Annotated in this window: 17 protein-coding genes and 1 tRNA gene; 12 read left to right on the forward strand and 6 right to left on the reverse strand. The window is 63.0% G+C overall.

Annotation, left to right across the window (positions count from 1 at the left end; genetic code table 11):
* Positions 1 to 186 precede the first annotated feature (186 nt).
* Both CENDO_RS09510 and CENDO_RS09515 read right to left on the reverse strand, forming a co-directional pair.
* Positions 187 to 1,221 carry an alanine racemase gene (locus CENDO_RS09510; RefSeq protein WP_136141808.1) on the reverse strand — a complete coding sequence of 345 codons (1,035 nt, stop codon included), beginning with the start codon at positions 1,219 to 1,221 and terminating at the stop codon, positions 187 to 189.
* Between the two features lie 45 nt (positions 1,222 to 1,266).
* Positions 1,267 to 3,003 carry a pyruvate dehydrogenase gene (locus tag CENDO_RS09515; RefSeq protein ID WP_136141809.1) on the reverse strand — a complete coding sequence of 579 codons (1,737 nt, stop codon included), beginning with the start codon at positions 3,001 to 3,003 and terminating at the stop codon, positions 1,267 to 1,269.
* A gap of 270 nt (positions 3,004 to 3,273) precedes the next feature.
* On the opposite strand from CENDO_RS09515, the gene CENDO_RS09520 reads away from it, so the two are divergent.
* Together CENDO_RS09520 and CENDO_RS09525 are read left to right on the forward strand one after the other, a co-directional pair.
* Positions 3,274 to 4,752 carry an MFS transporter gene (locus CENDO_RS09520; RefSeq protein WP_281276168.1) on the forward strand — a complete coding sequence of 493 codons (1,479 nt, stop codon included), beginning with the start codon at positions 3,274 to 3,276 and terminating at the stop codon, positions 4,750 to 4,752.
* A complete protein-coding gene (locus CENDO_RS09525) occupies positions 4,739 to 5,275 on the forward strand; it encodes a TetR/AcrR family transcriptional regulator (RefSeq protein ID WP_168707197.1) in 537 nt (178 codons plus the stop codon). The genes CENDO_RS09520 and CENDO_RS09525 overlap by 14 nt, the downstream gene beginning before the upstream one ends.
* 93 nt (positions 5,276 to 5,368) lie before the next feature.
* Here the strand turns inward: CENDO_RS09525 and CENDO_RS09530 are convergent.
* A tRNA-Thr gene (locus CENDO_RS09530) sits at positions 5,369 to 5,441 on the reverse strand.
* A 295-nt stretch (positions 5,442 to 5,736) separates the two neighbouring features.
* Here CENDO_RS09530 and thrE point away from each other — a divergent pair.
* From thrE to otsB, 5 genes are all read left to right on the forward strand, one after another.
* Positions 5,737 to 7,497 (forward strand): threonine/serine exporter ThrE, encoded by a 1,761-nt coding sequence (thrE, locus tag CENDO_RS09535; protein WP_136142248.1) that lies wholly within the window; start codon positions 5,737 to 5,739, stop codon positions 7,495 to 7,497.
* A gap of 106 nt (positions 7,498 to 7,603) precedes the next feature.
* Complete coding sequence (locus CENDO_RS09540; RefSeq protein WP_136141811.1) at positions 7,604 to 7,963, forward strand: hypothetical protein; 360 nt, start codon at positions 7,604 to 7,606, stop codon at positions 7,961 to 7,963.
* Positions 7,964 to 7,972: 9 nt separating this feature from the next.
* The gene (locus tag CENDO_RS09545) at positions 7,973 to 9,424 is read left to right on the forward strand and encodes an alpha,alpha-trehalose-phosphate synthase (UDP-forming) (protein WP_136141812.1); all 1,452 of its coding nucleotides are present in this window, start codon (positions 7,973 to 7,975) and stop codon (positions 9,422 to 9,424) included.
* On the forward strand, positions 9,425 to 9,943 hold the full coding sequence (locus CENDO_RS09550; RefSeq protein WP_136141813.1) for an META domain-containing protein: 519 nt from the start codon (positions 9,425 to 9,427) through the stop codon (positions 9,941 to 9,943).
* Positions 9,944 to 9,960: 17 nt separating this feature from the next.
* Positions 9,961 to 10,758 (forward strand): trehalose-phosphatase, encoded by a 798-nt coding sequence (otsB, locus tag CENDO_RS09555; protein WP_136141814.1) that lies wholly within the window; start codon positions 9,961 to 9,963, stop codon positions 10,756 to 10,758.
* On the opposite strand, the gene CENDO_RS09560 is transcribed toward otsB, so the two are convergent.
* A complete protein-coding gene (locus CENDO_RS09560; protein WP_136141815.1) occupies positions 10,755 to 11,858 on the reverse strand; it encodes a LacI family DNA-binding transcriptional regulator in 1,104 nt (367 codons plus the stop codon). The genes otsB and CENDO_RS09560 overlap by 4 nt on opposite strands.
* A 168-nt stretch (positions 11,859 to 12,026) precedes the next feature.
* Between CENDO_RS09560 and CENDO_RS09565 the strand changes: the two genes are divergently transcribed.
* The 5 genes from CENDO_RS09565 (at position 12,027) to CENDO_RS09585 (ending at position 16,359) form a co-directional block, all read left to right on the forward strand.
* Positions 12,027 to 13,085, forward strand: coding sequence for a metal ABC transporter solute-binding protein, Zn/Mn family (locus CENDO_RS09565; protein WP_136141816.1), 1,059 nt, complete (start codon positions 12,027 to 12,029; stop codon positions 13,083 to 13,085).
* A gap of 136 nt (positions 13,086 to 13,221) precedes the next feature.
* Positions 13,222 to 13,923, forward strand: a complete 702-nt coding sequence (locus CENDO_RS09570; protein ID WP_136141817.1) for a metal ABC transporter ATP-binding protein — start codon at positions 13,222 to 13,224, stop codon at positions 13,921 to 13,923.
* Entirely contained in the window at positions 13,923 to 14,879 is a 957-nt protein-coding gene (locus CENDO_RS09575; protein ID WP_168707198.1) for a metal ABC transporter permease, read from the forward strand. Before CENDO_RS09570 ends, CENDO_RS09575 begins: the two co-directional genes overlap by 1 nt.
* 110 nt (positions 14,880 to 14,989) lie before the next feature.
* A complete protein-coding gene (locus CENDO_RS09580) occupies positions 14,990 to 15,850 on the forward strand; it encodes a CE1 family esterase (protein ID WP_136141818.1) in 861 nt (286 codons plus the stop codon).
* A gap of 218 nt (positions 15,851 to 16,068) precedes the next feature.
* Entirely contained in the window at positions 16,069 to 16,359 is a 291-nt protein-coding gene (locus tag CENDO_RS09585; RefSeq protein ID WP_136141819.1) for a hypothetical protein, read from the forward strand.
* Between the two features lie 132 nt (positions 16,360 to 16,491).
* Here the strand turns inward: CENDO_RS09585 and CENDO_RS09590 are convergent, their stop codons facing one another.
* The gene (locus tag CENDO_RS09590) at positions 16,492 to 18,312 is read right to left on the reverse strand and encodes a BCCT family transporter (RefSeq protein ID WP_136141820.1); all 1,821 of its coding nucleotides are present in this window, start codon (positions 18,310 to 18,312) and stop codon (positions 16,492 to 16,494) included.
* A 252-nt stretch (positions 18,313 to 18,564) separates the two neighbouring features.
* On the reverse strand, positions 18,565 to 19,515 hold the full coding sequence (gene rlmB, locus CENDO_RS09595) for a 23S rRNA (guanosine(2251)-2'-O)-methyltransferase RlmB (RefSeq protein ID WP_136141821.1): 951 nt from the start codon (positions 19,513 to 19,515) through the stop codon (positions 18,565 to 18,567).
* Positions 19,516 to 19,525: the final 10 nt, after the last annotated feature.

Consider the following 19,525-nt stretch of genomic DNA (forward strand, 5'->3'; position numbering starts at 1 on the left):
ATGTTGTCTCCATTTTGGCACTCGCATCATCGAGCATACTGAACGTTAACTGTATGATTCCTGTAAACCATCGGACGGGGATTCCGGCATCACCCGCGCGGCCGGCTAGCTCACCATCCTCAATCGTGCCCGTGCTAAAACTCCCGCCCTAGCCGCGCTTTCTCGAGGCGGTGCACCGGGTAAGGCTCACGCGTCCACCGGCCAGACCCGCTCACAATCGCCGTCCACTGCGATGACCCGGGATGCCAGCGCCGGCACGAGGCACACGTGGTTGGGGATAATTTCCACGCGGCTGCCTAGGGCGGGAAGTTCCTCTTCCCACCTCACCGTCGCGTGATGTTCGGACAAAGCTACGATGCGGGCCGAGGGATGGCCCTTGATCCTGCCCATGCCATCAACCCAAGCGGGCTTGTCCGAACCAAGGTTCTTAGAGCCCGCATCCAGGATGAAGGTGCCCAGGTCCTCACGCTTGGATACCACCGTCGCCACCACGGTCAGGGCGATGTCCGCCTCCGTGCAGCGACCTAAGGCCAGCTGCTGGGCATCATAAAATGGGTAAACGCCCGGGCGGATCTCGTCGAGTTCCTCGCTCGATTCGAAGGCCGAGGGGGTGGACCCGCCAGAGATAACCAGCTCTTCAAATCCGGCATCCCCCAGGCAGGTGCGGGCGGCGGTGAGTGTGGCGAGCTCGTCCTTGGACGCGGAATGCGCCGCCACTGGGCCGTAGGAGTGGCCGGGGAATGTGAACACGCCCGCCACGCGCACCCCGCCAACCTGCGCCACGTGGGCAATGGCCGGCGCCCTTTCCGGCAGGGTTCCGGAGCGGTGATGGCCGGAATCCAGTTCAATCATCAGCTCAAGGCCCTCTACCCCGGCCCAACCGGCCGCGGCCTCGGTGGAATCAACCCCCACTCGCACCGAGCACCCCTGGTCAATGAGCGCCGCGATGCGTTCCTTGAGCTGGGCCGTGGGCCACAGCGGGAAGGCGATGAAGAGGTCCTTAAAACCGCCGGCGGCGAACACCTCGGCCTCGTCCATGGTGGCCACGGTCAGCCCGTGCGCCCCGGCGTCAAGCTGCATGGCGGCTATGGGCAGCAGCTTGTGTGTCTTTGCGTGCGGGCGCACGTGCAGGCCGCGTGCAGTGGCAAACTCCGCGAGCCGCAGCAGGTTGGCGCGCACGGTGGGCAGGTCGATACGCACGTACGGGGTTGGATATTCCATGGTGTTAAACGATAGCCTGCCCGCCCCGCACTACGTGAGCGCCGCCTAGGGCTTCGGGATGTTGCGCAGGTTGGACGCCGCCAGGCCCAGCATCTGGCCCACGCCACCGCCGAAGACCGTGCGGGTTGCGGCCTTAGAGAATCCCAGCAGCTGCGCAAGCGTCAGGCTTGGCGGGATGGACAAGGCGTTTGGGTCGGTGACCACATCGACTAAAACCGGGCCATCGTGAGCCAGTGCTTTGCGCACCGTGCTGCGCACATCCTTGGGCTTTTCCACCCGGATGGATTTGATGCCGGCGGCTGCGGCCACCGCGGCGTAATCCACCTGGGCGTGGTCCGTCTCATGCTCCGGCATCCCCTCCACCAGCATCTCCAGCTTCACCATGCCCAGCGAGGAATTGTTGAACACGAACATCTTCACCGGCAGATCGTGCTGCGCCACGGTGAGTAGCTCACCGAGCAGCATCGCGGTGCCGCCGTCGCCGGAAAACGTCACCACCTGGCGCGAGCGGTCAGCCGCCTGGGCGCCGATGGCCTGCGGGATGGCATTGGCCATGGTTCCGTGGCGGAAGGAGCCCAGCTGCTCGCGCTGCCCGTTCGGCGTGATATAACGCGCTCCCCACACGTTGCACATGCCGGTATCGACGGTAAACACGGCATCCTGCGCCGCCTCTTCATCGATGATATTGGCCACGTACTCCGGGTGGATAGGCGTGTGCTTTTCCACCTTGCTGGTGTAGGCCTCCACCACATCGGTGAGCTTGTCATGGTGAAGTTTCAGCATCCTATCCAGGAAGCCGCGGTCCGTCTTTTCCTCCACATGGGGCAGGATATTGGCGATGGTGGCGCCCACGTCACCGACCACCGGATAGCTAATCTTTGTGCGTCGGCCGATGTTGCGTCCCTCAATATCTATCTGCGCCACGTTCTTAGAGGGCAGGAAATCCGCGTACGGGAAGTCCGTGCCCACGAGGATCACCAACTCGGCCTCATCCATTGCGTCATGGGCCGCACCGTATCCCAGCAGGCCGGACATGCCCACATCGAATGGGTTGTCATACTGGATGTACATCTTGCCGCCCAAGGCATGCCCCATGGGCGCCTTGATCTTCTCGGCCAGCGCCAGGACCTCCTCACGGGCGTAGCGGGCACCGGCGCCCACAAAAAGCGCCACGGTCTTTGCCTCATTAATGGCCTGGGTCAGCGCGGCCGCCTCGGCGGGATCCGGGAAGACGATGGGCCTGCCGCGGGAGATGACGGACTCCGCAAACTTTTCCCCCTCGGCCTCAAGGGTGAACATATCGCCGGAGACCACCAGCACGGACACGCCGTTACCGGCCATCGTGGATTGGAGCGCGTGGTGCGCGACCACGGCCCCCTGCTCCGCGGAGTAAACCGTCTCACAATAGCCCGAACATTCCCTAAAATGCGCCTCCGGACGGGTCTCCTGGAAGAACTGGGAACCAATCTGGCGCGATGGAATATGGCTGGCGATGGCTAAGACCTTGCCACCGTTGCGATGGGCATCATACAAGCCCTGGATAAGGTGCGTGTTTCCCGGTCCGCACGATGCGGCGCACACGGCAAGCTCGCCGGTGATTAGCGATTCGGCGCCGGCGGCGAAAGCGGCGGATTCCTCATTGTGAACGTGTACCCATTCGATCGACGAGGTACGCACCGCGTCCACGAATGGATTCAGCGAGTCACCCACCAACCCGTAGATGCGTTTAACGCCTTGGGCTTGAAGCATTGCCACTAATTGCTTTGCAAAATTATCCGCCATGAAATTTCTCCTTCACGCGGCTTCCGTGGTGGGCCATCAGCGTGGATTTCACGCCTGAGAAAAGGCCACCTACCCAGCCATACGGCCCCAGTGTGCCACTAAACCCGTGCGCACCGCGGGGCCACAGCTCAGGCCCTAATTCTGGGGCGTGGGGCGGGGATATTGGATAACAGGGGCGGGGATTGTCCCCCTACCGAACGTTTAATACAGTTATTAACCGTGTCATCATCATCTCCCACCGAGCGCCGCATTGAGGTCAACAACCTCACCGTGGCGCACAGCACCCACACCACGGCCAGGCAGCGCTGGACCTTTTTCCTGGTCATAGCGCTGGGCCTGTTCATGATTGCGCTGGATAATTCGATCCTTTACACCGCGCTGCCGGAACTCAACGCGCAATTAGGCACTACCCCTACACAGGCGCTGTGGATCATCAACGCTTATCCCCTGGTGCTGGCGGGCCTGCTGCTTGGCACCGGCACACTGGGGGACCGCATCGGCCACCGCCTGATGTTTCTTAGCGGCCTCGCCGTCTTCGGCGCCGCCTCCCTTGCCGCGGCGTTTAGCCCCAGCGCGTGGCTGCTTGTCGCCGCCCGAGCCCTCCTGGGCGTTGGCGCCGCCGTGATGATGCCCGCCACCTTGTCACTTATCCGCCTGACCTTTCCGGATGAACGCGAACGCAATACCGCCATTGGCATCTGGGGGTCCATCGCCGTGGTGGGCGCCGCCCTGGGCCCGGTCATTGGCGGCGCGCTGCTGATGACTTTCTGGTGGGGTTCAATCTTCCTTATCAATGTCCCGATCGTGGCCGTGGCCATCATCCTGACCGTTGCCCTGGCCCCACCCAACATCCCCAACCCGGCTAAAAGCTGGGACGGGCTTTCCTCCCTTTACGCCCTGGCCACCCTGTCCGGGCTAACCATGCTCATCAAGGAGGCGGCCAATGCGCAGCGCTCCTTCATACTCCTGGGCGTTGCCGCGGCCTCCTTCCTCCTCGGCGGCGCGCTTTTCGCCGCTCGCCAAAAGCGCCTGGAAGACCCGCTGCTTACGTTCGATATATTCCGCTCGCGGATCTTTGCCGGCGGCGTCCTGGCCGCCGGTGGCGCCATGTTTGTCATGATTGGCGTTGAGCTTTTGACCACCCAGAAGCTGCAACTGGCGGACGGTTTTAGTCCGCTTATGGCCGGGCTGACGCTTGGCGCCATGGCGATTGCGGCCTTCCCCGCCTCCGCGTGGGGCGGGGCAAACCTGCACCGCGTGGGGTTCCTGCCCTTGATAGGCGGCGGCTTCGCGCTGGCCGCGGTTGCCGTTTGGACAACCGCTTGGGCAACGAGCCGGGACATCTTTGGCCTCGCAGTGGCGAGCCTCATGGTGGGCGGCCTGGCCTCCGGATTCATCATGAGCGTGTCCTCCATCGCCATCATTGGCTCCGCCCCGCTCCACCGCACCGGCATGGCCGCGGGAGTCGAGGAAGTATCCTACGAGTTTGGTTCGCTGCTTTCCGTTGCCGTCACCGGCTCCCTCATCCCCGCGTTCTTTATTGCTAACCTTCCGGAGGATCTCCGCGGGCTGGGCATGAACGCGGTCTATGACCCCGCGGCCAATGCAGCCGGCGCGGGCGCGGCCTACGAGGATGCGTACGTATCCGTGCTCTACGGCCTGTGCGCCGTGGCGGTGCTCTTGGCCCTTCTCACCACGTGGTGTTTCCGCGATAATCCTAAGTCAGGAGGCAACAGTGGCTCGCATTAGCAAGAAACAAAAGGTCCTTGACGAGGCCTACAAGCTCATCGATTCCGAGGGCTTTGAGGCGGTTACCTATGACCGCCTCTCCGCCGTGACCGGCATGTCAAAATCCGGGCTTATCTATCACTTCCCGTCGCGCCACGCGATGTTAGTCGCCATCCACACCATGGCCGCCGAGCGCTGGGAATCTGAAATCATCGACACCCTCCCTGAGGGCACCGATCTGGATTCGCTCACCGATAAGCAGCGCCGCAGGGCGGCCGTGAAATCGATGACCAAGACGGGCCCGCTGGCGGAGATGTCCCTGCAGATCCACGCGCGCACCCACCCGGATTTCTCCGCGCCGTGGCGCGCCGTGGAAGGCCGCTGGATGGTAGACCCCAGCGCGGACGCCAGCCTGGAGGAGTTAATGCTGACCATCGTGGCCTCCGGCCTGTGGTCCCATGACCACATCTTCCAACGCACGCTCTCAGACTCCAACCGCGCCAAGATCATCGAGGCCATACTGGCCCAGGAATCACAGGGCTAAGCAGGTGGCGGCCAATCGGGGCGTGCGGGCCAGCAACCGCGGATATAACTAAGCCCCTTTGCCCGGGTATCCAGGCAAAGGGGTTCTTTTCTGAGCTGGAGACGAGACTTGAACTCGCAACCTACGCATTACAAGTGCGTTGCGCTACCGATTGCGCCACTCCAGCACGCATTACCGCAAGTGGGTCCCGTACCTAAACGGGCCAGCAGCGATGCTCCGGTAAATGCTACCCGAATTCCTGACCGGTGTGGAACTTTTGGGCCTGGACTGCGTAAATGCGGCGGAATAAAAAGCCAACTAGAGTGCCCACTACAAGGTTTCACACTCGTTATAAGGACGCGATTTTGTCAATCCTCGACCGTCTTGCCGCATGGACCGGAAAGGCTCGGCCGGCCAGCGCTGCAGCGGACGCTGCCCCAACCACTTCCACGCCCGCGGTTGACGCGCTCAACTCTGAGGCCATGGGCCATGACACCATGGGCAATATCGCAACCATTGACGCCGCCAAGGCCGCTCCGCCGCCATCCCCACTGGCACCGATTGATCTCACGGACCAGTCCCAGGTAGTTGGCGTCATGGACATCGCTGCGCGCATCGGCGTCATCCTTATTACCTCGGGCACGTCCAACCCGGATGCGCGGGCGCAGGTCCACTTGGCGGCGTCGGCGTACGGCCTGCATTATTGCCACATTGACATCCTGACCTCTACGGTGACCATCCATGCAAACATGGTCACCCCGGATGGCCGCCAGCAGCCGCTGCACGTGTTCCGGGTGGCCCCGCGCATCTCCCTGAACTTCCAGAAGCTCGCCGCAGTGGATAAGCTCATCCGCTCCATACACTCCGGTGCCACCCCGCCGGCGATGGCGGAGAAGATTCTCGATGAGATTGAGTCCATGGACCCGCCGATTTCCACCTTCACCACGTTGGTTGCGTGGGGCGCCATGGGCGGATTCTTCTCCCTCATCCTGGGCGGCGGCGCCTTTCAGGCCATCGTCTCCTTCTTCGTGGCCTTTACCATCATGGGGGTCAACACGTACCTGGAGAAGTACAGGTTGCCGATCTTTTACCAGAACATCGTCGGCGGCTTCATCGCGGTGCTGCCCGCCGCCGTCCTATTCCACTTGGCCACCTATTTGGATGTGGACTTTAGCCCCAGCCAGGTAATCGGTATGGGCATCATCGTGCTGGTCGCGGGCCTCACCCTCGTCCAGTGCATCGTGGACGGCATCACGGGCGCGCCCGTGACCTCAGCCGCGCGGCTGTTGGAAGCCGTGTTTTATACCGGGGCCATCGTGGCCGGCGTGGGCATGGGCATCCAGTTCGTGGGATACATCGGATTCGAGCTGCCCCCGCTGGCCACCGTCGCGCCGCCGGTATACCTGGAGGTACCTTTTCTGATCATCTTCGGTTCCCTGGGCTCGGCCGCGTTCGCCTACGCCTGCTACGCCTCCAAGAAGGAGACGGTCATTGCAGGCTGCACCGCGGGCGCCGGCATGATCTTCTACTACTTCCTGCTGCTGGTGCTGGGCATTGGCAACGTGGTGACCGCGGGCATCGCAGCGATAGCCGTGGGCCTTGCCGGCGGTTTGATGTCCCGCCGCTTCGGCATCCCGCCGACGGTGACCATGATCATTGGCTACACCCCCATGCTGCCCGGCCTGACGCTCTACCGCGGCATGTACGCATCGCTTAATGACCAGACCATTACCGGCTTCAGGAACCTGGCCACCGCGGTTGCCATCGCGGGCGCATTGGCCGCCGGTGTGGTTTTGGGCGAGCGCGTTGCCCGCCGCCTGCGCAGGCCGCAGCGTTTCCGCCCTTACAGCGCCTTCCGCAAGATCAGCCGTTACTCCTACAACCAGGCCACCCGCTTGGCGGTGCGCACCCGCAGCATTCCTCGCGTTCCCATGTCACCGTTCGCGCCGCGCCACAACCGCCCGGTTCCGCCGCCGGAATTTGCAGGCGAACACGCGGGTGTGCGCCAAACGCTCAGCACCTCCTCTTCCCTGCCGTCCCCCACGGAGGACGCGTTCCCCGCGACCACCAGCTGGCCGGCGCAAACCCCCACGACGTATACCTCCCCGGGCACCGGCGAATGGCCCGAGATAGATCTCGAGGGGCTCGCCGCGGAGCAGCCCGGCGAACGGGCGGATGGGCAGCGAGACGATTCATCGAAGGCGCAGGACAGGGCGCAGGATACGGGGCGCGCGGACGCGTAGGGTTCCACCGGGGCCGCACCCGGGACCTAAGTGAGCGCAGCGGGGACTTTTAGCGTAAACTAGGAGATTTGTAAACGCTTATATCTCTTTCTCGCAGGAGGATTACGTGCCACCTAAGGTCACCGATACTCAGCCGGTCGCTGAAAACGCCCACGCCCTCGAGGAGAAAACCGCCCTCGATGCTCAGCGCGTGGTTGCTACTTACGCCCAGGATTTCCTGGACGGCGTGACCTTGATGTGCATGCTTGGCGTGGAGCCGGAGGGGCTCATTCACCGCAAGGTGCTGGCCGAGCAGGCGGAGTCCGAGCCCAAGAAGACCCGCAAGAAGTCCACCAAGAAGGCGGCAAAGAAGTCCTCCAAGAAGACCACTAAGAAGGCTTCCAAGAAGGCTACGAAGAAAGCCACCAAGAAGGCGACTAAGAAGGCCACGAAGAAGTCAACCAAGAAGACTGCTAAGAAGGCGTAGGCAATCCTCATGACCGGAACCACCAATACAGAAAACACTGCCAATAACAGTTTTGTTGTGGTGGCCAACCGGCTGCCTGTAGACCTGACAATCAAGCCGGACGGCTCCCTTGAATGGACCGCCTCCCCGGGCGGACTGGTCACCGCGCTTACCCCCGTCCTTGCCGCCCACCAGGGCTGCTGGGTGGGCTGGCCCGGCGTGGCGGATGAGGCCCCGGAACCGTTCCGCACCGAGGACGGCGTGCTCTTGCACCCGGTCAGGCTGTCAGATCATGACTATGAGGCATTTTATGAGGGCTTTTCCAACGCCACGCTGTGGCCGCTCTACCACGACCTGATAGTCACGCCGGTCTATGAGCGCGAGTGGTGGGACGTCTACCGCGAGGTCAATCTCCGCTTCGCCGAGGAGGTCGCCGCGGTTGCCGCCGAAGGCGCCACCGTGTGGGTGCAGGACTACCAGCTGCAGATGGTGCCGGGAATCCTGCGCCAGATGCGCCCGGACCTCACCATCGGGTTCTTCCTGCATATTCCGTTCCCCTCCGCGGATTTGTTCCGCCAGCTGCCATGGCGTGAGGAGCTGACCCGCGGCCTGATGGGGGCGGACCTGATAGGTTTCCACCTGGAGTCCAATGCCCGCAACTTCCTCGACCTTGCCCGCGAGCTGGGCCTCGAGGTAGAGGGCGAGGCGAAGATTCGCGAGGTTGGCGCCCATATCAATATGAGTGACGGCCACCGGGTGGGAGTGGCGGCCTTCCCTATCTCCATCGATTGCTCCGGACTGGTTAATTTCACCCTTGAGGACCTGGGACGCGTCGAACAGATCCGCTCTGAACTTGGCAATCCTCAACGCGTCATCCTGGGCGTGGACCGCATGGATTACACCAAGGGCATCCTGCAGCGCCTCACCGCGCTCGAGGAAATGCTAGAGACGGGTGCCGTGGACGCTGAGGACATCACCTTTATCCAGGTGGCCACCCCATCCCGTGAGCGCATTGACCACTACCGCGCCACCCGCGCGCAGGTGGAAGAGGCCGTGGGACGCATCAACGGCCGCTTCGGCAGGGTAGGGCGCCCGGTTGTCCACTACCTCCACCGCGGCATTCCCAAGGACCTGCTACGCATCTACTACCGCCTCGCGGACGTCATGCTGGTGACCCCGTTTAAGGACGGCATGAACCTGGTGGCCAAGGAGTACGTGGCCTGCCACAACGATTACTCCGGAGCGCTGGTGCTGTCCGAGTTTGCCGGCGCGGCGGACGAGCTGGTCGACGCGCACCTGTGCAACCCGTTCGATATCGAGAACATCAAGCGCACCCTGTGGACGGCCCTCAACGGCCTTGACACCGATCCGGAGGGCATGGCTGAGCGCATGAAGGCCATGCACGAGCAGGTCACTACCCATGACGTTGATTTCTGGGCTAGCTCCTTCCTGGACTCTTTGGGCGTGAAGGAGCAGGCCTAAATGGGCCTTAGCCGCGCGGCCCGGGTAAGTGCCGCCGCGTGCGCGCTCATGCTCGCGGGAACCATTGCCGCCTGCGGTTCGGACGAGCCGGCGGAACCTCAAGCACCTGGTGACGAGCGCCTGATGGACAAGACATGGCACGCCATTGGCATCTACACCTCCCCGGATGCCCCAAGCACCATCCCCGAAGAGGCCACCGACGCGCCTACCATTGTTTTTGGCCGGGATGCCGCGGTGGGCAGCACCGGCTGCGCGCGCTTCCGCGCGGACCTGTCCTTCAGCGCAAACAACCAGAAGGCCTACCCGGAGGACGCTGACACCCTGGCGATTAACGCCATTGAGTACGATGAACGCGCCGAGGGCTGCGAGGGCGAGGTGGCCTGGGCGCACTCCCGCCTCACCCAGCTGCTCACCGCCGATCATGAGTTTGGCATCACCATCGACAGCAATAATCAGCTGGTTCTCACCTTGCGCGATGGCCGCGTTGATTCCCCCGCCATCCGCTACGCCTCGTTCTAACGCGTACCCTGGATTGCATGAGTTCTGGAGACATTTTCACGCCCCCTGAGAAGGCCGCCGCCCTAATTGAGGCGGTGGCATCCACGGAACGGCTCCTGGTGGTTTCAGATTTTGATGGGACGCTGGCGGATTTTGCGACCGATATTTACGCCGTAACCCCGCACCCGGACTCCATGAAGGCCCTGGCGGCCCTGGCGCAGGCGCCCGATACTACCGCCGCGCTGCTGTCCGGGCGCCACATCGAGGGCCTCCGCAAGGTCTCCGGGGTGGATGACGCTTTCCTCCTGGGCGGGTCCCACGGCGCGGAGTCTTCCGATTCCACAGAGAACCTCACCCGGGCCATGGCCGCGCACCTGGAGCATATCGAACAACAACTACGGGAGGTCTGCGAGCGCTATCCGGGCGCAGAGGTAGAGGTCAAACCCTTCCAACGCGTATTCCACACCCGCAAGTTGGCCGAGTCCAACCCCCTAGCCGCGCAGGAGGCCCTGGCGGAGGTTGCGGGCATCGATCCGGGTGACTACCCCATGACCGTGGGCAAGGGCGTCATTGAGTTCTCGGCCACCGCGGCCACCAAGGGCACGTGGATTCAGGAGCGCCGGGAGCTATCCAGCGCCACGGCGGTTGTGTTCATTGGCGATGACACCACCGATGAGCATGGCCTAGAGGTCCTCAACCAGCCGCCGGACCTGGGCGTCAAGGTTGGCCCCGGTGAAACCGCGGCGATCATGCGCGTCGACGGGATCGAAGGCGCCGCCGCGTTTTTCACCCAGCTCGCCGAGGCGCGCTTAAGCCACCTCGCGTCAAGGAGCTAGCCTCTGGGCGGGCCCACGGTTGAGCCCGGCTCGAACTCCGTGTCCAGCAGGCGCCTGACGGGGCTGCCCTTATCCCACGGCCCGCCCTCACTGGCGGCGATGAGCTGCCTGAGCACCTCGCCCGCGGCGCGGCCCTTTTCCTTATTGGGCTGGATGACGGTGGTCAGCCCGCGAAACAGCGCGGGCTCAATGCCATCGAAACCGGTGACGGATAAATCCCCCGGTACGCTCAGCCCCTTTGACCGGGCGTATTCAAGCACGCCTAGCGCCATGGAGTCCGTGGTGCACAGCACCGCGGTGAGATCCGGGTACGCCCCCAGCAGTTCAGCGGCGGCGTCCGTGGCGTTGTCCGGGTCATTGATGTGGCGGGTGACGATGGGGATATCTGCGCAGCTAAGCCCGGCCTGTTCAAAGACATCCAGCGCGCCGAGCACGCGTGAGCGCTGCACGTGCATGTCGGCGCCGCGAAGCTCCTCGCAGCTAATCTGCCCGTCCCGACGCGCGCGCATCAGGCGGATGGCCAAGATGCCAATCCTGGTGTGCCCGGCGTCCACCAGCGCCTGCGCCGCCGGGGCGATAGCCTTGCGGTCATCGATCCCCACAAACGGCAGGCCGGTGTCCGTGGGCTGATCGCAGACCACCATCGGCAGGCCGCGTTCGCGGGCGGCTTTCAGGTACGGGTCATCCGCGGCAACGGAGTAGACCACGAACCCGTCTACCGCCGCCCCGCCAATCCGCGACGGGGCGGCTTCCGTTCCCCCATCGGGGCCCACGGGGATGAGCGTGAGGTTGCTATCCCCCGACTCGGCGGCGGCGGACATGCCCGCTAGGAAGTCGACGGTGGCCATGTCCTCGAAGGCATACGTTAAGTGGTCCGTGAGCAGGACGCCCACCGATCCGGCGAAGCGCCGGCGCAGGTTGCGCGCCGTGGGGTCCGGCCCGGAATAGCCGCGGGCGCGGGCGGCGGCAAGGATGCGTTCACGGGTCTCCGGCGCCAATTGGTCCGGGCGATTATAAGCGTTGGATACCGTGGTGCGTGAGACCCCAAGTTCCGCCGCCAGTGACGCAAGTGTTTTGCGGCCAGCACTGCGTTTTACCATGCACCCAACCCTACCCGTTGCCCTGTCTGCACAGGCGGGAACTACCTCCCATCAACCATTACGCATGTATGACTTAAGTCCTCTACCTCGATATTCAATCCTTTCCCGTTAGCATTTTCAATTCATTTTCAATTGACAACTGTTTCCATTAAGTCCAGAATGGGGACCATGAAATTTAGCCCTAGAACTTCCGCAGCAGTATTCGCGGCAGGCACCCTGGCTTTCACCACCGCCTGCTCTTCTGACACCGCAGCCGCTCCGGGCGAAGGGGGCGGCGAGGAGGGCGCAATTGAGATTGTTACCTCCACGTCGATTTGGGGCGATGTGGCCCAGGCAGTAGCCGATACGGCCACCGGCGCCAATGTCACCGTGACCCCAATCATCACCGGCAACGCCGTGGACCCCCACTCCTTTGAGCCAACCGCGGCTGACATTGCCCGCGCCGATGAGGCTGACATTGTCGTAGCCGGGGGCGGCGGCTACGACGCCTGGCTTTATGAACCACTCAGCGACCAGGACAAAGTCATTGCCCCACTGCCCCTGATCGGCCATAGCCACGATCACGACCACGGCGAGGAAGGCCACGATCACGAGGCGCATGATCACGAGGGCCATGATCACGAGGGACATGACCATGAAGGCCATGATCACGAGGGCGCCGAGCACGAATCCCACGAGCACGGCGAGGAAGGCCACGAGGGCGAGCATTCCCACGAGGTGGAAATGCTCGATGGCAATGAGCACATTTGGTATGACACCACCGCCATCACCGTGGTCGCGGAGAAGGTAGCCGAGCAGATTAATGCGGCGGTACCAGAGGCAGGCGCCAACGCGGATGCCGTCATCGAGCGCGTGGACTCCCTGCACGAGCGGATCCATGAGCTGCCAGAACTTAACTACGTGCAGTCTGAATCCATCGCGGATTACATCACCTCCCACGCCCCGATGGAGGACGTAACCCCGGAGAGCTACCGCATGGCCATCCTGAACCACGCGGAACCATCCGCAGCGGACCTCGCGGAGCTTCTGGATACCATCAAGGGTGGTGACGTCAGCGCACTTATCTACAATCCACAGACCAAGACTGACCTGACGGAGCGCATCCTCGCCGCCGCCGAGGAAGCCGATCTGCAGGTAGTAGAGATCGGCGAGACCCCGCCGGAGGATACCAACTTCCTGGATTACTATGACCAGGTGCTAGGCGAGCTCGAAGCGCTTAATCCTTAGGGCGGTTTCCGGCACTTTGGGCCGCAGGTTTACAGTATCCCTCAGTGCTTTAATCGCTTGCCACCATCGCGCGGCCAAGTAGGCAGCCGGCCTTCCGGGCCGGTTGCCGTACCCGTATCAAATAAGAAAGTCATTCATGCTTGTATCGTTTAGCGATGCGGCAGTAGAACCTCTCTGGTCCAACCTCAACCTTGAGATTGGCCCCGGAGAGTTTCTGGCCGTTTTAGGACCTAACGGGGTGGGTAAGTCCACTCTGCTGGGTAACATCCTGGGCACGCGCCGCCTAACCGGCGGCCGCGTTGATGTCAACGCACGCTTGGGATACATCCCGCAGCAACGCATGTTTCCCGCGTCCCTGCCAATGCGCGCCCGTGACCTAGTTTCGCTATCCGTAGCCCACGGCACGCTGTCCAAGCGGCGCCCGCCGAAGGGCCGCGTTGATGAACTGCTCGCCGAGGTGGGCGCTGAGGGCATCGCGGAGCGCCGCGTGGGTCAGCTCTCCGGCGGCCAGCAGCAGCTGGTCCGCCAGGCCCAGGCGCTCGCCAACGATCCGGAGCTCATCCTTGCCGATGAACCGCTGCTTTCCCTCGACCCCGCCAAGCAGCAGGCAACGGTGGCCAAGCTTGACCGCTGGCGCCGCGAGAAGGGCACCTCAATCATTTTTGTCACGCACGGGATCAATCCGGTCTTGGAGGTGGCGGACCGCGTGCTGTACCTAGCCCCGAACGGCCACATGCTGGGGACGGTAGGGGAAGTCATGCGCTCCGAGGTGCTTTCTGAGCTATATGGAACCAAGGTCACCGTGGCCGAGGTTGAGGGGCGATTGGTGGTTATCTAATGACTTTGCAGACTTTCATCGAGGACACCCAGTACCTGCTCGAGGTGGATTTTGTCCAGACCTCCATCATCGCCTGCGCGCTTCTAGGCATCCTCTCCGGCGTGATGACCTCGCTCATCGTCCTGCGCCAGATGTCCTTTTCCGTCCACGCCACCTCCGAGCTCGCACTCATGGGCGCCTCCGCGGCCCTGCTGGCCGGGCTAAACCTTGGCTTTGGAGCGGTAGTGGGTGCCATCGTCGCCGCCATCGTCCTGGCGGTCCTGGGACTCAAGGGCAACCAGGATTCCGCCATCGGCGTGGTCATGAGCTTTGGCTTGGGCCTATCCGTGCTGTTTATCCACCTATACCCAGGCAATTCCTCCACCGCGATGAGCCTGCTAACCGGCCAGATTGTGGGCGTGGGCAGCAGCAGCCTCTGGCTGCTCGCCGGAATCACCATCATCGTGGTCGGGGCCGTGGCGCTATTCTGGCGCCCCATGCTCTTCGCCTCCGCCGATCCGGTGATGGCGCAGGCGGCCGGCGTTCCGGTTCGCGCCATCGCCGTAGGCTTTGCCGTACTCGTGGGCCTTGCGGCCGCCCAATCAGTGCAAATCGTGGGCGTCTTGCTGGTCATGGCGCTGCTGATCACCCCGGGCGCGGCGGCAGTGCAGATAACGTCCTCCCCGTTTAAGGCAGTGCTGTGGTCCGTTGCCTTCGCCGAGATTTCCGCCGTGGGCGGCATTCTGTTGTCTCTCGCGCCAGGCCTTCCGGTGTCTGTCTTCGTGACCACCATTTCCTTTGTAATTTACCTTGCCTGCCGCATCATCGGCTGGGCGCAGAACCGCACCGCGAAGCGCGATGACATTGCCGCGTCGCGCTCCGGGGCACTGCCGGCCGGCGGGGCCCATATTCGCTCCCATGACCACGACTGTGAGCACCCCACCGTAGAGCCAGTCAGGGACACCCCACGCCGCTAAAAGCCGCGGCGTGACGGGCGGCTATAAGGCCGCGATTTCCGGCGCGCGGCCCGCATGGTTTTACCATCGCGTGTGCGCCCGAGTGACAGGTAGCGCCTAGAATAAGGCCTATGGAATACACGCTGCACCGCCGCACGATTGAACACCAGGGCATAGCCCGCAAGTACATTGTGGTGGAGCCGTCCACGCTGGACGCCGGGCGCGATTGCGCGCCCAACCTGTTGATTTACTTCCATGGCTCTCAGCAATCCGGCAGCGTGTCCCGCCGCTTTACGAACGGCACCTTTGATGACATGGCCCAGCGCACGGGGACCCTGCTGGTCTACCCGGACGGTTACCACAATCACTTCAATGACGCCCGCGGCATCCTGCCCGCCAAGGCGCGTGAGGAAGGCATTGATGACGTGGCCTTCACCCAACTGCTGGTTAACACCCTCCGCAAGGATTATGGGGTGGGTAACGTCTACGCCTGCGGTTATTCCAACGGCGGCCAGATGACCCTGCGCCTGCTCTTTGATGCGCCGGGGCTGCTTTCGGGCGCGGCGGTGTTCTGCTCCACCCTGGGCGCGGGCGACAATCATGCGCCAACCAATCCGGATTCCATGTATGAGCCCACGCCGGTGATGATGATTGCCGGCACGGATGATCCCATCACCCCGTTTGGCGGCGGCGCCATCGGAGCCGGCACACGCCACTACCGGGGCGAGGTGTTGTCAGCCCCGGCCACCGCAGCCCGCCTGGCGGAGCTCAACGGCGCCTCGGCATCCGATGTCTCCCGCCCCTACCCCGACGTTTCCATCACCCGTTACGGCGGCACCAACCCGGTAGAGCTCTGGGCGGTGGAGGGCATGGGCCACCTCGTCCCGTGCGGGAAAACCCTAGACCCGCGCCTGGGCACTCCCACGGAGTCCTTCCTCGCCGCGGATGCGGTTGCGGCATTTTTCGGCTTTGAGGCCCCGGCCACTAGATAACCCCGTGCTAACGCGCTGCAGATCCCCACTCCACCCGGCTAACGTTTTCATTTAGTTAAGGCTATTGAAAACGCCGAGGGAACGTTCTATAGTTAGGGCAGTTGTTGAAAATGGAATGAAAACGCCATTTGTCGAGCAGCAAACTTGAGCAGCAAACTCTCGCCCGCATCACCCCTGCAGTCAGCAGCACTGCAGGCCGTTTCCCCAAGGAGAACATCATGACTCACACCACCCACGACAATCACGAGCACGTCCACGGCGAAGGCTGCGGCCACGTCTCCTTCAAGCACGGCGATCACATCGATTACGTCCATGACGGCCACATCCACCGCGAGCATGACGGCCACTGGGATGAGTGCGAATCCGAGGCCCACGAGGTGCACGAGCACCCAGACCATGTCCACGGCCCCGATTGCGGCCACGTGGCAGTCCCCCACGGTGACCATGTTGACTACATCCACGATGGCCACCGCCACGCAGCACACGGCGATCACTACGACGAGCACTAAACCGCCCGTCACGTGACGCACGCCGCGCCGCGGCACAATAAAGGCCGGGGAGGCCCGGTACCTATTGGTACTAAGCCTCCCCGGCCTTTGGTTTTACCCCCATCGGGGATCTACCGCGCGGATTAAACGGTATTAGCGCTTAACCCGCGGGTGCAGCATTGCGGAACGGTCCGCGCGCTTGAGCTGAGACTCCTGATACTCACGGTAGATGCGGCGCTCGCGGGCGAGCTTGCGCTGGAACTTCTGGGATTCGCGGTACTCGCGGTAGATAACGTCCCCTTGCAGATCCTTAACAATCGCGAACATCAGCGCGATGATGATGATCAGGAACGGGGAGGCCGCCACGATGGTGACGTTCTGCAGGTTATCCAGCGCGTCCTCATTGGCAATCAACAGAGTCAGGCCTACGGCCGCGGTCAGCAGGCCCCAGATGGCGCTAAGCCACGGGGTAGCTACGGTGCGGCCGTTCTGGGACATGGACCCCATCACGGTCGACGCGGAATCCGCCGAGGTGATAAAGAACGTGGCCAGCAAAATCATTGCCACAACGGCGGCGATAGAGCCCATAGGCAGGGCCTGGAGCAGGTTAAACAACTCACTCTCGGTGCTCTCACCGGAGATGGAATTGCCCTGCTGCTCCATGTGAATGGCGGTGCCGCCGAAGATGGCGAACCAGATGGTGGAAACACCGGCAGGGATCAGCATGACACCCACGCAGAACTCGCGGACGGAGCGGCCGCGGGAGATGCGCGCCAGGAACATGCCTACGAATGGGGACCAGGAGATCCACCATGCCCAGTAGAAGATGGTCCAGCCAGAGAGCCACTCGCCGGCGGTGGCATCCGCAGACTCCGCGGTGCGGCCGATCATCTCCGTGAAGCTGTTGAGGTAGTTACCAATGGAGCCCGGAATCAGGTTCAGGATGGAAACGGTAGGCCCCAAGACGAACACGAAGATAGCCAGCAGCGCCGCCAGCAGCATGTTGGCATTGGACAAGTACTGAATGCCCTTGCCCACGCCGGAGAGCGCGGACAGGATGAAGGCCAGGGTCAGCACCAGGACGATGCCCACCACGACGGACTTGGTTGGGTTATCGATCAGCCCGGATGCCTGCAGGCCCGCCTGAATCTGCAGCGCGCCTAGGCCCAGGGAACATGCGGTGCCGAAGACCGTGGCAAAGATGGCCAGGATGTCGATGAGTTTGCCCAGCGGCCCTTCGGCCGCGCGCTCGCCGATGAGCGGCACGAACGCCGCGGAAAGCAGCTGCTTGCGGCCGATGCGGAAAGTCGAATACGCAATGGCCAAGCCAACAATCGCGTAGACCGCCCATGGGTGCAGGGTCCAGTGGAACATGGCCTGTGCCATCGCGGTTCCCACCTCGCGCGGCTCGTGGCCGGGCACGCCGTCACGGTAGAAGGCCAGCGGCTCCGAAGCGCCGTAGAACATCAGGCCAATGCCCATGCCCGCGGCGAACATCATCGCAATCCATGAGGGTGTGGAAAACTCAGGGGCCTCGTCAATCGCGCCGAGGCGAATGGTGCCGAATTTAGACAGCGCGATGGCCGCCACGAAGGCCACGAAGATGGTGGTAAACAGCACAAAAGCCCAACCGAAGTTGTTGACCACCAGGTTCAGCGCATTGCCTGCGAAGTTCGCGAAGTTATCCGGTGCGAACAACCCCCACGCCACGATTGCGGCGATAAGAACGCCGGTGATACCCACGATGGTCCAGTCAATCTTGGTGTCCTGGTTTTCGGCGGCGAGCTGGACCTCGTCTTCCTTGTACTCGGCCAGCGCTGCGTCGAGGGAACCGGACGTGCCATTGGTCTTATCCAACATGCCGGCCAGCTGGCCGGTGGCGGACTGGGCGCGTTTGTCAGCGCCCCGGGCGGGCACCCCGGTGCCGCGTGGTTCATCTCCTTGAATGTTCTGCTTTGAGTTCTCAGGTGTCATAGTTACTTAGGTTGTAACTGACGGCCAGCAAAATCAAACCGAAACGGGCAGAAAATCACAGGAATTCACCCTCGCGCGCCGCGGGGACCCTACGAAAAGGAAAAATTCGGGCGGTAAATACTCCCCGAATCCGCTCAAAAGCCAAGCTCATTACGCCACTGTGACCCACCGGGGCCCGGGCGGGTCCCCGAGGTACCGCCCGGGCTAACCCCCGGTCACAAAAGATTAACAATTAGCGTTTTATGAGTTGGCTCACTTTTTGGCAATGCGGCGCTGGCGGGCGAACTCTGAAAGCACGGCACCGGCGGCCACGGAGGCGTTGAGGGACTCAACCCACGCGGTCATGGGGATGGACATAATCTGATCACAGTTCTCACGGACCAGGCGGGAAATTCCCTTGCCCTCGGAGCCGATGACGATGACCACGTTCTCGGTGCCGCCGTCATAGGTATCCAGGGTGTGCTCGCCCCCAGCGTCCAGGCCCACCACCTGGTAGCCGGCCTTCTGGAACTGCTGCACGGTGCGGGTGATGTTCGTGGCGCGGGCGACCGGCAGGCGTGCCGCGGTGCCTGCCGAGGTACGCCACGCCACCGCGGTTACGGAGGCGGAGCGGCGCTCCGGGATTATCACGCCGTGGCCGCCGAAGGCGGCGACGGAGCGGATGACCGCACCTAGGTTTCGGGGATCGGTGATGTTATCCAGGATGACGAACATGCCCGGCTCGTCATTCTTGCGGGCCTCATCGATCAACGTGTCCACGTCCGCGTACTTGTATGGCGGGATCTGGAGGCCAATGCCCTGGTGCAGGCCGTTGCCGGTCATCCGGTCCATCTCATGGCGCTGGACCTCAAGGATTGGGATGTTGCGGGTGTTGCACATCGCCACGGCCTCGCTCAGGCGCTCATCGTTGCGGGTTCCCTGGACGATGTACAGGGACGTAGCCGGCACCCTGGCGTGCAAACACTCGATGACCGGGTTGCGGCCCACCACCATCTCAGCGGTTTCCTTCTGATGGCGGCCGGAGTTGCGGCGCTCGCGGGCCAGCTTGGCCTTGTGCTTCGCGTGGTAGACGCGGTCCTCAGCCTTGGGGGTAGGGCCCTTGCCCTCCAGGCCCTTCTTCTTCTGGCCACCGGTGCCCTTGATGGCGCCCTTCTTGTTGGTCTTGCGCACTCCTGCGCCGCCACGGCCGTGAATTCGTGCCATGTGTTACTTC

The sequence above is a fragment of the Corynebacterium endometrii genome (assembly GCF_004795735.1).
Classification (GTDB): domain Bacteria; phylum Actinomycetota; class Actinomycetes; order Mycobacteriales; family Mycobacteriaceae; genus Corynebacterium; species Corynebacterium endometrii.